The 14,693-nt window shown below is 61.0% G+C and carries 12 protein-coding genes; 4 read left to right on the forward strand and 8 right to left on the reverse strand.

Features of this window, described 5'->3' with window-relative positions:
- Positions 1-22 precede the first annotated feature (22 nt).
- From QM780_RS05785 to QM780_RS05795, 3 genes are all read right to left on the reverse strand, one after another.
- Complete coding sequence (locus tag QM780_RS05785; RefSeq protein WP_415069533.1) at positions 23-403, reverse strand: cyclophilin-like fold protein; 381 nt, start codon at positions 401-403, stop codon at positions 23-25.
- Between the two features lie 235 nt (positions 404-638).
- Positions 639-1,883 (reverse strand): beta-ketoacyl-[acyl-carrier-protein] synthase family protein, encoded by a 1,245-nt coding sequence (locus QM780_RS05790; protein WP_415069534.1) that lies wholly within the window; start codon positions 1,881-1,883, stop codon positions 639-641.
- A gap of 95 nt (positions 1,884-1,978) precedes the next feature.
- Positions 1,979-2,248: an acyl carrier protein gene (locus QM780_RS05795; RefSeq protein WP_045836129.1), complete on the reverse strand. Its 270-nt coding sequence runs from the start codon at positions 2,246-2,248 to the stop codon at positions 1,979-1,981.
- Between the two features lie 333 nt (positions 2,249-2,581).
- Here QM780_RS05795 and QM780_RS05800 point away from each other — a divergent pair, with 333 nt between their 5' ends.
- Entirely contained in the window at positions 2,582-4,303 is a 1,722-nt protein-coding gene (locus QM780_RS05800) for a long-chain-fatty-acid--CoA ligase (protein WP_415069535.1), read from the forward strand.
- Positions 4,300-4,734: a MerR family transcriptional regulator gene (locus tag QM780_RS05805; protein WP_415069536.1), complete on the forward strand. Its 435-nt coding sequence runs from the start codon at positions 4,300-4,302 to the stop codon at positions 4,732-4,734. Before QM780_RS05800 ends, QM780_RS05805 begins: the two co-directional genes overlap by 4 nt.
- An 18-nt stretch (positions 4,735-4,752) precedes the next feature.
- Here the strand turns inward: QM780_RS05805 and QM780_RS05810 are convergent, their stop codons facing one another.
- From QM780_RS05810 to QM780_RS05830, 5 genes are all read right to left on the reverse strand, one after another.
- Positions 4,753-6,066, reverse strand: a complete 1,314-nt coding sequence (locus QM780_RS05810) for a class I SAM-dependent methyltransferase (protein WP_415069537.1) — start codon at positions 6,064-6,066, stop codon at positions 4,753-4,755.
- 66 nt (positions 6,067-6,132) lie between these two features.
- Positions 6,133-7,434, reverse strand: coding sequence for an acetyl-CoA C-acetyltransferase (locus tag QM780_RS05815; protein ID WP_415069538.1), 1,302 nt, complete (start codon positions 7,432-7,434; stop codon positions 6,133-6,135).
- A 135-nt stretch (positions 7,435-7,569) separates the two neighbouring features.
- A complete protein-coding gene (locus QM780_RS05820; protein WP_415069539.1) occupies positions 7,570-9,588 on the reverse strand; it encodes a 3-hydroxyacyl-CoA dehydrogenase NAD-binding domain-containing protein in 2,019 nt (672 codons plus the stop codon).
- Positions 9,589-9,620: 32 nt separating this feature from the next.
- Positions 9,621-12,098, reverse strand: coding sequence for an acyl-CoA dehydrogenase (locus tag QM780_RS05825; protein WP_415069540.1), 2,478 nt, complete (start codon positions 12,096-12,098; stop codon positions 9,621-9,623).
- Positions 12,099-12,320: 222 nt separating this feature from the next.
- Positions 12,321-13,652 carry an FAD-dependent oxidoreductase gene (locus tag QM780_RS05830; RefSeq protein WP_415069541.1) on the reverse strand — a complete coding sequence of 444 codons (1,332 nt, stop codon included), beginning with the start codon at positions 13,650-13,652 and terminating at the stop codon, positions 12,321-12,323.
- Between the two features lie 179 nt (positions 13,653-13,831).
- Here QM780_RS05830 and QM780_RS05835 point away from each other — a divergent pair, with 179 nt between their 5' ends.
- Positions 13,832-14,323 carry a thiosulfate oxidation carrier protein SoxY gene (locus QM780_RS05835; RefSeq protein WP_415069542.1) on the forward strand — a complete coding sequence of 164 codons (492 nt, stop codon included), beginning with the start codon at positions 13,832-13,834 and terminating at the stop codon, positions 14,321-14,323.
- Between the two features lie 13 nt (positions 14,324-14,336).
- Positions 14,337-14,663 carry a thiosulfate oxidation carrier complex protein SoxZ gene (gene soxZ / locus QM780_RS05840; protein WP_415069543.1) on the forward strand — a complete coding sequence of 109 codons (327 nt, stop codon included), beginning with the start codon at positions 14,337-14,339 and terminating at the stop codon, positions 14,661-14,663.
- The last annotated feature ends 30 nt before the right edge of the window (positions 14,664-14,693 follow it).

A 14,693-nucleotide genomic window follows, 5' to 3' on the forward strand; every position in this document is an offset into this window, starting at 1 on the left:
CTTCAGGGATGCGCCGGTGACGTCAGCATTCGGCTTCGCTGACCGAGATAGCAACGCCGGGGTGCACCGATTTCAACTGGCGGACGTCGTCGAGCGCTTCCGCCCAAACGTTGCACGGCCCTGCGAGCCGGATCTCACCGCGTGTTCGCGACAGCGGCGTCGGGCCGAAGCCAATCGAGATCGCGTCTCCTTCCGGCCAGAAGACAATGTCACCGACTTTGACGGTGACGCGAGCGTCGGGTTCAGCGGCAGAACTTACAGGCGCGTCGAAATACACTTCGCCGCCCCATGTACGCGCAGCAGATTCAATCGGAAGCGCTGCCCATATACGTTCCGCGGTGGGCGTGTTGAGCAGCCTCGCACGGATGGCGACACTGCCCGCCCGGATCACGATCTTTCGCATGCCGCAAAATCCCGATCAGCGCTCCGCGACCGGGACTAGAATGCGGCCGCAATTGGGAAGTCTCTCATTGAGGGCCGCCGTCATCAAGGGTTTTGCGGCTCTTGGATGCGAACAAAATGTCCGTCGTGCTCGAAAGTTGCGCTCAATTCGCTGTTTGCGCAGCGCAATTGCCGTGTTGCGATTGCGAAGGGCCGTCACGCATGATGACAATCGGCAACGGCCCATTGCAATTCGATCACTTCGGAGCAGGCCCGAACACGAGAGACGTGTTCAAGCCGCCGAACGCCAGCGAGTTCGACATTGTGTAGCCGACGTTCATATTGCGGCCGACGTTCGGGACGTAATCGAGATCGCAACCCTCGCCCGGCTCGTCGAGGCCGATGGTCGGGGGCACCCAGCCTTCACGCATCGCCATGATGGTCGCTACGGCTTCGATGCCGCCGCCGGCACCGAGCGGGTGGCCGTGCATCGATTTGGTCGATGAGATCGCGAGCTTATAAGCGTGATCGCCGAAGACGTTCTTGATCGCCTTGGTTTCGTTGATGTCGTTGTCGGCCGTCGCGGTGCCGTGGGCGTTCAGATAGTCGATCTGATCCAGCTTGATGCCCGCGTCCGCGATGGCGTTCTGCATCGCGACGCTCGGGCCTTCGACCGTCGGCTTGACCATGTCCTGACTGTCGGACGCCATGCCGTATCCGCAAAGCTCGGCGAGGATGGTGGCGCCACGGGCCTGCGCGTGTTCGAGGCTTTCAAGAACAAGAACGCCGGCGCCGTCGGCGAGCACCGTGCCATTGCGCTTCTTGGCGAACGGGAAGCAACCTTCGGGCGACAGCACGTGGAGCGCTTGCCAGGCCTTCATCGTTCCGTAGTTGATGACCGATTCAGATGCGCCGACGAGGGCGACGTCGACAAGATTGTCGCGAATGTAGTCGCGGCCGATGCCGATGGCATGCGTCGCGGTCGAGCAGGCCGAGCAGGTGGCGAACGTCGGGCCTTTGACGCCGAATTCGATGCCGACGTGAGCCGCGGCCGAAGATCCGATGATACGAAGCAGCGTCAGCGGGTGGGTCGCGCGCTTGTTATGAATGAAGAGGTCGCGGTAGGCGGTTTCGTAAGTCGTCAAGCCGCCGGCGCCGGAACCGATGATGCAAGCCGACCGATAGGGATCGGTGATCGGCATTTCGAGGCCGGACATTTTCACCGCTTCGTCGGCGGCAGCGGCGGCGAACCAGGAATAGCGATCCGCGAGCGTAATGATGCGGTCGCGCTTGAAGTGCTTCAGGCGCTGCTTGGGATCAAAGCCCTTGATCTGCGCCGCGATCAGAATCTTCAGATCATCGACCGGGAAGCCTTCGAGATTGCTCACACCCGATTTACCGGACTTGAGGCCCGCCCAAAAATCAGGAACGTTCTGGCCGATCGGAGTTACAACTCCGAGACCCGTGACGACGACACGGCGTCCCGGCTTGCTATTCGACATCTTCTATCTTTCTTGTCTGGGTGAATGCGCGGAAACCCCCAGGAGGGGGTTCCGGCCGTCACACATTGATTTCGACGGAAGGTCGCTCGCGGCCGTTAAGCTTTGGCTGCGGAAGCCTGCTTTGCGGCAATCAACGACTTCACGCGGTCGACCACCGAGCCGACAGTCTTGAACGCTTCGACTTCTTCATTGGCGTTGTACGGGATCTCGATCCCGAAACCATCTTCGATGTCGAAAACGATCATCGCAAGATCAAGTGACTCAATCTTGAGATCTGTGAGCTGGGTGTCGAGCGAGATATCGTCGCGCGGCTCCTTCATATGCTTCTTGAGGATTTCAATAACCTTAGTCGCGACTTCGTCCATCGGCCTCTCCCACCCTCGCAACCCCTGCGACGGGCCAGTTTTGCTTGGCATCTACCTAAATCAAGACTACTAGATCAGCAAGCGGGGGGGTCACTTATCCTTAAACAACCGCGAAGTCCAGGTGCGGACCGTCGCGCTGGCCTGACCCCGGCCTATTTCATGCATCCACCACCCTGGCGATAGCTGTTACCGGCGTGATCGAGCGCTAGCTTTGGCCCACGAAAATTGGCTAAATATTCGCGCGTACCTTGCTGGTTAGCGGACGATTTACGACATCTTCAGCGAAGGTCAACGCGATCCGGAATAAGATAAAATAGAGCCGCCGGACAGCCAATGAAATCGGAAGTCGCCCTGCCCCTGTCAGAGACGTCGCCCCCCTGGGCCGACCATTACCCGGCCGGCGTCGATTGGCGCATGCCGATCCCGACGGGGACGGTGCCGTCGCTTCTGGACCGGGCAGCGGAACGCTTTCCGGACCATCAGGCGATCAGTTTTCTTGGCCGCGTGACGACCTATCGGGAGCTCTCGGCGGACGTCGAGCGGGTCGCCGCCGGCTTGCAACGAAATGGAGTAAAACGAGGTACCAAGGTCGGTATATTCCTCCCCAATACACCAACCTTCGTCGTGTATTATTTTGCAATACTCAAAGCGGGTGGAACGGTCGTCAACTTCAATCCGCTCTATACTGTCGAAGAGCTGACATTTCAGGTGAAGGACAGCGAAACCGAGTTCATGGTGACGCATGACCTTGCGATGCTGTTTACTAAGGTCGAGGCGTTGCTGCAGGCGGGGTTGATTTCCCGCGCGGTCGTGGTGCCGTTCGCCAGCGTGCTCTCGCCGCTGAAATCGGCGCTGTTTCGGATCTTCAAGCGTAAGGATCGCGCCGACGTCGGTGCTTCGCCGGTGGCCGGGCGGCTGATCAGAGGCCTCGATCTTGCCGCCGAACGCGTCCCGCTTTCGCCCGTCGAGATAAGCCCCGACGACATCGCTGTCCTGCAATATACGGGCGGCACGACCGGCACGCCGAAAGGAGCGATGCTGACCCATGGCAACATCGTCGCCAACACCAAGCAGGTCGTCGCCTGGGGCATGGCACTGAAGCCCGGCCAAGAGATCGTGGTCGGAGCGCTGCCCCTCTTTCACGTCTTTGCCATGACCGTGGTGATGACCGTCGGCGTCGAACTCGCGGCCAAGATCCTGCTGATCCCCCGCTTCCAGCTTATCGAGACGCTGAAGCTCATCAATCGCGAAAAGCCGACGATGATGCCCGTCGTTCCGACCATCCTGACGGCGATGCTGAATTTCCAGCACATCAAATCCTACGACCTTTCCTCATTGAAATTCTGTCTTTCGGGCGGCGCGGCATTGCCGCTCGAAACGAAACTTCGGTTCGAGGAATTGGCCGCAGGCTCGACCAAGGTCGTCGAGGGGTATGGGCTATCCGAAACATCGCCGGTACTGACGGCAAACCCGCTCGAAGGCGAGCCGGTGCGGGGATCGATCGGGTTGCCGCTGCCCGGGACGATGATTTCGCTGCGCTCGCTCGATGACCCGACAAAGGAGGTTCCTCAGGGTGAGCGCGGGGAACTTTGCGCCAAAGGGCCGCAGGTGATGAAGGGATACTGGAAGCGGCCGGAAGAGACGGCAAAGCAGTTCGTCGGGGACTACCTCCGGACCGGCGACGTCGCCATCATGGACGCGCGCGGATATTTTTCCATCGTCGATCGCATCAAGGATCTCATCATCTGCTCGGGCTTCAATGTCTATCCGCGCCGGGTCGAGGAGGCGATTTATGCTCATCCCGCAGTCGAGGAAGTGACTGTAATCGGTGTGCCCGACGCCTATCGCGGCGAGGCGCCGAAGGCGTTCATCAAGCTCAAGAACGGCATGTCCGTCACGGCTCAGGAGATGCTGAAGTTTCTCGAGCCCAAGATCTCGAAAATCGAGATGCCGGAATCGATAGAATTTCGCGACAGCTTGCCGAAAACGATGATCGGAAAGCTGTCGAAGAAAGAGCTGGTCGCCGAGGAAGCCCAGCGCGGCAAACAGGCATGACCACAAAGACCCTCCCCATCGCGCGTACCGATGCATCCCATCCTGGAGATGCGCGCGAGACGTCCTATTCGATCTCGGCGCTGGCGAAGGAATTCGGCATCACAACGCGAACGATCCGCTTCTATGAAAGCCGCGGGCTGATTTCGCCGCAGCGTATCGGAACGACGCGGCGCTATTCCAAACGCGATAGAGCGCGGCTGATCCTTATCCTGCGCGGCCGCAATCTAGGGTTCACGGTTGAAGACGTCAGCGAATACCTGTCGCTTTATGATTCAGATCCGGGGCAATTGGCGCAGACGCGACTGCTACTCGACAAGGTGACGACGGCGGTCGGCGAGCTTGAGACGAAGCGGCGTGATATCGAGCGCTCGCTTACCGATCTCAACGAAATCCGCGCACGCTGTGAAGCGCATCTCAAAAAAGGCGCGTGAATAACGATTGCGGCAACGCTATCGATACAAATCCCCACGCGTGGGCGGAAGAACGGGAGTGCGTTTCGCTGATTTCGAGGCGAGCGTCTGAAACAGGCGCAAGGTCCCGCGTGAGAACGCGAGGCTGACGCCGGCGAGATAAGCGACCCAGATGCGGTATTTCTCCTCGCCGACGTATTGAATCGCCTGATCCTTGTTGGCGGTCAGGCGCTCGCACCAAAGCTGGCACGTACGCGCGTAATGCAGCCGCCAGCCTTCGACATCGTGCACCTCGAAGCCGGCGCGCTCCATCGCCGAGATCGAATGGCCGATGTCGTCCAACTCGCCGCCGGGAAAGATGTATTTGGCGATGGCTTTCTTTTCCGGGCGCATCCTGCCCTTGAAAAGCCCCGGCTTATGCTTCGGCGCGCGGCGCGAGATGGCATGATTGAGAAACAGGCCATCATCGCTCAAGAGAGAGCGCACCTTGCGCATGTATTCGGGGATGTTCTTCAGCCCGATATGCTCGTACATGCCGATCGACGCGATCTTGTCGTAAGTGCCTGTGAGCTTCGAATAGTCCGACAGTTCGAAGGTCACGCGGCTGTCGATGCCGAGACGCTTGGCTTTGGCGCGCGCGAACGCAAGCTGCTCTTCCGACAGCGTCACGCCATGCGCGGTGACGCCATACTTCTCGGCGGCGTGGCAGAGAAGACCGCCCCAACCAGCGCCGATATCGAGCATGCGCTCGCCGGGCTTCAGCCGCAGCTTCCGGCAGATCATTTCGAGCTTGTCATGCTGGGCCTGCGCGATGTCGTTCGACCAGTCGGTATAATACGCGCAGGAGTAGACCATCTCGGGATCGAGAAAGAGCGCGTAGAAATCGTTCGACAGATCGTAATGAAACTGAATGTAGGCCTTGTTGTCGTCGGTCTTGCGATTCTTACCGGTGATCTCACCCTGAAAGCCGTGTGCGTCGCGCGCGTCCGCTGCCTTTGCGAACAGGAACGGCGACAATTTCAGTGCGAGGCTGGCGATCTCGCCCGGCTTCAGCTTCACGCCCTTGCGGCCGTCTTGCAGGCCCTTGCCGAAATCGACGAGCGTGCCGCCCGAAAAGTCGATGCCCTTCTCCACATATTGGCGGATGATGGAATCGAGCGATGGATGGCGCAGGATGGTGCCGATGACGCCGGGATCGCGGATCGAAATCTCGAAGTTCGATTGCGGCGCGTCGCCGAGCGGCAGGCGCGTGCCGTCCCAGAGGCGCACCCAGCCATCTGCATTCAAACGCGCCGCCAAAGTGCGGACGAGCGTGCGAGCAGCTTCAAGTTGCTTATCGTCCTTCGCGCCCATGCGCCCTTCCCTCGCTGCCTAGAACCGCGAGGGACATAGCGCATTGCCGGCCGAGAGTCTTCCCGCTTAGGCGGCCTGTGCCTCGATGGTCGCCGGGGACTCCATAATCGCCGTGACGCCCATGCCGCCTGCAGTGCAGACCGAGATCAGGCCGCGGCCGCCTTTGGTCGACAACAGCTTGGCCATATTGGCGACGATACGCGCGCCGGTTGCGGCGAATGGATGACCGAATGCCAGCGACGAGCCCTTGACGTTGAGCTTCGAACGATCGATCGAGCCCAGTGGCGCGTCCTTGCCGAGGATCTTCTTGCAGTAGTCAGGATCTTCCCAGGCCTTGAGCGTGCACAGAACCTGAGCGGCGAAGGCTTCATGGATCTCGTAGAAGTCGAAGTCCTGCAGCTTGAGGCCGGCGCGATCGAGCATTTTCGAAACGGCGATCGTCGGTGCCATCAACAGCCCGTCGCCGCCGACGAAGTTGTTGGCGATGTGCTGGCCGTACGTAATGTAGGCCTGGATCGGCAGATTGCGCTTCTTTGCCCATTCCTCGGAGGCAAGAAGAACAGTCGCGGCGCCGTCCGTCAGTGGTGTCGAGTTGCCAGCGGTCAGCGTGCCACGGTCCGATTTTTCAAAGGCGTTCTTGAGCGAGGCGAGCTTTTCGAGCGTTATATCAGGGCGAAGGTTGTTGTCGCGATAGACGCCTGCGAAGGGAATGACGAGATCGTCCATATAGCCTTCGTCGTAGGCGGCCGCGCCCTTCTTGTGGCTTTCGAAGGCGAGCTGATCCTGGTCGGCGCGCGGGATGTGCCATTCCTGAGCCATCAGCTCACAATGCTGGCCCATCGAGAGGCCGGTACGCGGCTCGGAGACGGCCGGCGGCTGCGGCGCGAGCTCGGCTGGCGACAGGCCCTTGAAAGCCTTCACCTTGTCGAGCGCCGATTTGCCCTGCTGGGCTTCGATCAGACGCTTTGAAAATTTCTTCGAGAAGACGATCGGGGCGTCGGAGGTGGTGTCGGAGCCGATCGAGATGGCATTTTCGATTTCGCCCGTTGCGATCTTGCCTGCCGACATCAGCGCGGACTGCAGCGACGTTCCGCAGGCCTGAATGAGCGTCACGCCGGGGGTCGATGGCGCAAGCTTCGTCGAAAGCACCGCTTCGCGCGCGAGGTTGAAATCCTTCGAGTGCGTGACAACCGCACCGCCGACGACTTCGTCGATGTGCTGACCCTTGAGGCCGTAGCGGTCGGCGAGGCCGTTCAAGGCTGCCGCCATCATGTCAAGGTTCGACTGGTCGGCATAAAACGTGTTCGAACGGCAGAACGGAATGCGGACACCGCCGATTACCGCGACACGCCGAAGTTCTCTTGCCATTTCATTTCTCCAGTATTCCCCCTCTCCCCATCGTCTTCGATGGCGAGAGGGCCGGGGTGAGGGGCGGCTGTTTGCTCACGTTGCGGCCCCTCACCCTGACCCTCTCTCCGCAAGAACGGGGAGAGGGAATAAGAATTATTCGGCAGCGGCGGCTTGCGTCGCGGGCGACGGGCTTTTCGCAGCGAGACTGTTCCTGTAGTGCAGCGGGCCGCCGCGGAAGGGTGCGAAGCCGGTGCCGAAGATCATCCCGGCATCGACGAGATCGGCGGATTCGACGACGCCTTCATCGAGCGACTTCTGGGCTTCGTCGATCATTGGCGCGACAAGCTCGCGACCGAGCAATTCAAGCTCAGCCTTTGCGTATTTCTTATCCGACTTGACCGGCTTGCCGTCCTTCCAGACGTAGAAGCCCTCGCCCGTCTTCTTGCCGAGGCGGCCTGAAGCGACGAGACGATCGAGCCTGGAACCTTCGCTCGACTGGCCAAGAATCTTCGCGACGTGGGCGCAAATATCGAGACCGACGTTGTCGGCGAGTTCGATCGGCCCCATCGGCATGCCGAACGTGCGCGCGGCCTCGTCGATCTTCTCCTTGTCCTCGCCCTGCTCCAATCGCATCATGGCAGCGAACATGTAGGGCGTCAGCACCTTGTTGACGAGGAAGCCCGGCACGTCCTTCGTGATCAGCGGGAACTTGTCGATGGCGGTGACGAACGCCGCGCCTTTCTTCACTTCGTCCTCGCGCGTGTTGGTGCCGCGCACGACTTCGACCAGCGGCATCTGTGGCACTGGGGAAAAGAAGTGCAGGCCGATCAGGCGGCCGGGATCCTTCAGCGGCGCAGCGATATCTTCGAGCTTCAGCGATGATGTGTTGGTCGCGAGCACGGCACCCGGCTTGATCCTGCTTTCGAGATCGGCAAACAGCTTCTGCTTGATGTCGAGCCGTTCGACGATCGCTTCAATGACGACGTCGGCGCGGGCGACGCCCTTGCCTTCGGGGTCGGCGATGAGGCGGGCTTTAGCGGCGTCGCGCGTCGCCTTGGTCTTGAACTTCCTCGCGAAGAGCTTGCCCTGCGCCTTGATGCCCTTCTCGAGCTGCTCAGGTGAAATGTCCTGCAGCGTCACTTCCATGCCGGACGCGACGCAGACGCCCGCGATGTCGGCGCCCATCGTTCCCGCGCCGATCACGTGCACGCGGCTTGGCTTCCACTTGAAGCCACGCGGCGCCTGGCCCTTGAGAAGTTCGGTTAGACGGAACACGCGGCGCAAATTTTTAGACGTGTCAGACATCATCAAAGGCGCGAAGGCTTTCGTCTCTTCGCGCTTCATGGTCTCGAGATCGCCGCCGTATTTCTCGAATAGGTCGATGAGGCGGAACGGCGCCGGATAATGATCTTCGCGGGCTTTCTTCGCCGTCTCCTGACGTATCTTGCCGGCGAGGAAGCCGCGAGCCGGCCATTTCGCGAGCAGCGACTTGGCGGCTCCGGCGGGCTTGGAGCGGCGGTTCTGCAGCACCGCCTTGCGGGCCGCCCAATGCAATTCTCCTTGGCTGCCGACGAGCTGATCGATGAAGCCTTGCGCCTTTGCGACCGATGCGCGGATCATGCCGCCCGTGAGCATGGCCTGCATCGCGGCCATCGGGCCTACCTGCTTGATCGATCGCGCGGTGCCGTTGAAGCCCGGGAAGATACCGAGCTTCACTTCGGGGAAGCCGAAGCGGGTTGAATCATCGCGGGTGGCGATGCGGTAGTTACAAGCGAGGATCAATTCCAGTCCGCCACCGACGCAAACGCCGTGGATGGCGGCAACAACCGGAATCGGCAGATGCTCGATGCGCTGGAACAGCTCGTTCACCGGCTTCAGCGCAGCGACCACATCCTGTTCGCTCTTAAACGTTTCGAATTCGCGGATATCGGCGCCGACGACGAAGCCGCGGTCCTTGCCCGACATGATGACGAGACCACGTATTTTCTTGGCTGCCGTGTCGGCCTCGGCCTGGGTGATGATGGTGGCGAGTTCCTCGATCGGCCGGCGGCCGAGCGAATTCATGCTTTCGCCTTCGCGATCGAAGATCGCCCAGGCGATGTCCTCGCCGTCGACCCAATAGCGCCAGTCCTTGAGATCAAGGCTGCTGGGTTCCGCCGCAAATTCTGTCATCTCTCACCTCAACTCATAGACAGCGGCAGCAATCATTCGGCTGCCAGGCTCTCGGCGCCACGAACGTTGTGGCCGAGCGTCACATAATTCGGTTTTACTTCGGCAGGATCGAAATGGTCGACCGCAATGACGCGTGCCACCAGCCGTTCGACCTCACGAAGCTGTTCGGCTTCCGCTTCCGTAATCACGTTCTTGGCGGCGGCCTCGGCAAACCAATCGCTGCCATGATAGCGCCGCACGAGCCCATCGCGGATAGCTTTTTCGAGCTTTTTCTCGACCGGCTCGGCCGCGATGACCTTTTCGAGCGTCACTTCCAGAATTCCGGTCGGATCGTTGACGTCCTTCGAGATGAAGATATCGCGCGTCAGGCGATCGCGAACTTCACCCGGCTGCAGGGCATGGCGGGCAACGCGGTGGCCCAGCGCGTCGGACGCGGGTTTGTGACGGCGACCAAGCGGGAACACGACGACGCGCATCAGCGGCCTCGCCCAGGCGACGGGGAAGTTGTCGATGACGCCGCTCATGGCTTCCTGGAAACGGTAGAGGGCGTTCCCAGCGGCGAGTTCGACGATCTGTTCGTCGCCTTCGGGGCGGCCGTCATCATCGTAACGCTTGAGCGTCGCCGACAGCATGTAAAGCTCGGATAGCGCATCGGCCATCCGGCCGGTGATCTTCTGCTTGGTCTTGAGGCCGCCGCCGAGCAGCGCGACCGTCAGATCGGCGACGAAGGCATATGAGCGGCTGGCGCGGCCGAGCTGGCGATACCAGTGCGACATGCGAAGAGCGCCCTCGGGCGCTTTGACGAAGGCTCCGCCGGTGAGATTGTGGACGAAGCCGCCGGTCGCATTCGAAAGCGAGAACGCAATGTGGTTATTGAAGGCATCCTCGAAGTCATCAAGGCCGCGCTTTTTGTCGGGGTTTTGCGCCGCCTGCACTTCCTTGTAGAGATAAGGATGCGAGCGTAGCGCGCCTTGGGCAAACGTAATCAGCGTGCGCGTGAGAATATTAGCGCCTTCGACCGTAATGCCGACGGGAACCATCTGATAGGCCGATTGCAAGTAGTTCGCCGGGCCATCGCAGATGCCGCGGCCGCCGTGAATGTCCATCGCGTCGTTGACAGCCCGGCGCATCTTTTCGGTCGTCTGATATTTCATCAGCGCAGAGATGACCGAAGGCTTCTCGCCGCGTGAAACCATCGCTGCCGTCATGGCGCGTGCAGCTTCGTTGACGTAGGCGGTCTCGATGATGCGGACGAGGCCTTCCTCGACGCCTTCCATGCGCGAGACCGGCAAGCCGAACTGCTTGCGAATGCGGGCATAGGCCGACGTGACGCGCAGCATCATCTTGGCGCCCGCCGTCGCCGACGACGGCAGCGAGATGGCGCGACCGGCGGAAAGGCATTCCATCAGCATGCGCCAGCCGTTGCCGGCCATCTTGTCGCCGCCGATGACCCAATCCATCGGGATGAAAACGTCATTGCCCCAGTTGGGGCCATTCGGGAAAGCGGCGCCCGAAGGCAGATGGCGGCGGCCGATATTGACGCCAGGATGATCAGCGGGGATCAGCGCCAGCGTGATGCCGACATCCTCGCCCTTGCCGAGCAGATTGTCCTTATCGAACAGACGGAAGGCGAGGCCAACGAGCGTCGCCTTTGGTCCGAGCGTGATGTAGCGTTTGTCCCACGAGAGGCGGATGCCAAGCGTGTCCTGACCTTTGTGGGTACCGCGCGTCACGTAGCCGACGTCGCGCATGGTGGCGGCGTCGGACCCGGACGTCGGGCCTGTCAGCGAGAAGCATGGGACTTCCTCGCCCTTGGCGAGGCGCGGCAGGTAATAGTGCTTCTGCTCGTCGGTGCCGTATTTTTCGATCAGTTCGCCGGGGCCGAGCGAGTTCGGCACCATGACGATGGTGACGACGTCGGGCGAGCGCGAGGCAATCTTGCCGAGAATGAGCGATTGGGCCTGAGGTGAAAAGCCGAGGCCGCCGTGCTCCTTCGAGATCAGCATCCCGAGGAAGCCGTTGCGCTTGACGAAGTCCCAGATCTCGTCGGGCACCTCGTGCAGGCTATGACGCACCTGCCAGTCGTCGATCATGCGGCAGAGGTTTTCGGTCGGGCCATCGAGAAAGGCGCGTTCTTCGGCCGTCAGCTGCACGGGGGGAACGGATTTGAGCTTGTCCCAGTCGGGGGTGCCGGAGAAAAGCTCGGCGTCGAAGCCGACGGTGCCCGCCTCGAGGGCCTGGGCTTCGGTATCGGAGACGCGCGGCAGGATCTTGCGGATCTGCGCGAAGACCGGGGCGATGATCATGCTCCGGCGGACGGCGGGGATCGAAAGTGCGGCGAGCGCCAGAAACGGCAGCCAAGCGATCCAGGATACGACGCCGATGCTCCCGCCGGTCGCGAGCAGCGTCCAGACGCCCAAAGCAGCGGCCCAACCCCAAAGGGGTGCGCGGATAATGCCCAGCGCCAAAAAGGCGACCAGAGCCACCACCAGCAGAACGACGGGTGCCATTTCCGTGCCTCCCATAAGGGCTGCCGCAAGGCGATAATCTCGGCGCGCCCGTTATCATTGGTTGACGTATACGTCAACTTGGGAAGACCCTGCCGCGTTTTCCAGGGTAGGGCCTTCCAGGGCCTATGCGGAGCCTAATTAATCACGTTTGTGCGGCAGCACATAGTCTTGCAGATACACGGGCCGATCCCTCGGGCCCGGAGCGATGCTGCGCGATAAAGTTTAAGGATTGCGGAAGTTCGGAAGCGTCGGCGGCGGCGGTCCTTCGCCGAAAAGGTCGTCAACGATGGTCTGATACCATTCGGCGCTTTCCTGATAGACCTGCTGGCGCAGTTCGGCGCTGTCGTCGGGTTTGGAGATAAAGGGGTCTTTGACCTCGAGATAGGACTTCCCGTCCTTGGTTGCGGGGACATAGTCGCCGCCGATCTTGGCGCTGTTGTCGGGTGCGACCATCGACCAGCAAGTGTTGCGATAGGAACCCGGGCCTCGCGGCTTGCCCTGCAGGTCGGCGATGATGTCAGCCGAGACGACGGTCGCCTGGCTGACGGCGGAAAACGCCGACTTCGGCATCTCATTGGCGATCGCGGCATCGCCCAGGACGTAGACGTCCTTCACCTTGGTCGAGGTGAAATTTTCCGGGTTGACCGGGCACCAGTCGCCTTCCGTCAGACCGGCGCTTGCGGCGATGGCTCCCGCCTTTTGCGGCGGGATGATATTGGCGAGCGCGGCGCGTTCGGTGCGGCCGGACTTCGTCGTGACGACGCCGGTCTTGGCATCGACTTTGACAACAGCGAAATCATCGATCTCGTTGGTGAGATTGATTTCGATGATGTCCTTGTAATATTCGGCGAAGGCTTCCTCGAAGACGGCCTGTTTCGAGAAGGTCTTCTTGGCATCGAAAATGACGAGCCGGGCCTTCGGCTTTTTGGTCTTCAGGAAATGCGCGATCATGCAGGCGCGCTCATAAGGTCCGGGCGGGCAGCGATAGGGGTTCTGCGGAACGGCCATGACGACGAGGCCGCCATTCGGCAACGCGAGCAGCTTTTCTTTCAGTAGCCACGTCTGCTCGCCACCTTGCCAAGCATGCGGCATCAGCTTGGCCGCGTCCGGCGAATAGCCTTCGATGGCATCCCATTTGAAGTCGATGCCCGGTGCGACCACGAGGCGGTCATACGCGAGAGCCTGCCCCTTCGCGAGCGACACTTTTTTTGCCGCCGTATCTATCCTTGTGGCGGTGTCGGTGAGGACGGTGATGCCGCGCTTCTTCACACCCTCATAATCATGGGTGATCGATTTGAATGAGCGGAAACCGCCCAGATACAGGTTCGAATAGAAGCAGGTGGTATATTTGACCTTCGGTTCGATGAGCGTGACGTCGAGGGAAGCGTCGGCCGTTTTCAGCCGGTTGGCGACCGCCGCGCCGCCCGGGCCGCCGCCGATGATCACGACCTTGGCAGTGCCGGCAGCCAATGCGGGGCGAGACAGTTCGGATATCGCCGCAAGGCTGGCTCCGGCGGCCAACACGTTGAAATCGCGGCGCGTGATCCCGGTCATTCCCGTTCCTATCGCTGGCGTGCAGACATGCCGCCTATTCTCGTTCTTAACGTGTGTTTGCTCGGACATTTGCCACGGGCGGCCGGCCATGTCAGGAAAATAAATCGTAAGGTTGGGCGCCATGACCGCCCATTCCCATATACCGGATGGACCTTCCTTCCGGATCAGAGGCCAAGCGCGTGAACGACCGGGCCGACATTTCCATTCTGAGCCGCAGGACGTTCATCGTTGCCGGAGCGGCCGGTGCAGTGTTGGCACCTTGGGCGGCCCGCGCGGATGGCGGGGCTGCCGCCGAACCGTTCGCACCGAGCCAGGAATTCAAGGACGATTTCGCGCGCATCGTCGGCGCTGCGACGCCCGTCGCCAGCAAGGTTTCCGTCGATCTTCCCGAAACGGCCGACAACGGAAACTTCGTGCCGATCACGATTTCGGTCGACAGCCCCATGACGGAAGCCGATCACGTCAAGGCTATCTATCTTCTATCGACCGCCAATCCGCACGCCCACGTCGCGACGTTCCATCTGTCGCCCGTGAACGCCATTGCGCGCGTGCAGAGCCGCATGCGGCTTGCCAAAACGCAGGACGTTATCGTGTTGGCCGAGCTTTCGACGGGCGCGTTTCTGATCTCGACGACGCGCGTCGGCGTCACCATCGGCGGCTGCGGAATTTAAGGAGCGCGCGACGATGACGGCGACCGATCCTCGCATCAAGCTTCCCGACAGCATCAAGGCCGGTGACGTCATCGAGGTGAAGACGCTCGTGCGTCATGTGATGGAAACGGGCAACCGACACGACAAGACCGGCAAACCGATCGCGCGCGACATCATCAACACGTTCATCGCGAAATTTGAGGGGAACGAAGTTTTTCGGGCCGAGTTCGGGCCGGGCATTTCAGCAAATCCGTATCTTGCGTTTCAACTCCGCGTGCCGGGCCCCGGCAAAATCGAGATTACGTGGATCGACGATCACGGCGTTGCTGTCACCGCGACGGCGCCTGTGAATCTTTCTTGATTAGTGCTCGGCGATACGCCGTTCCGTGCG

Source organism: Hyphomicrobium sp., from assembly GCF_047600905.1.
GTDB lineage: Bacteria > Pseudomonadota > Alphaproteobacteria > Rhizobiales > Hyphomicrobiaceae > Hyphomicrobium_B.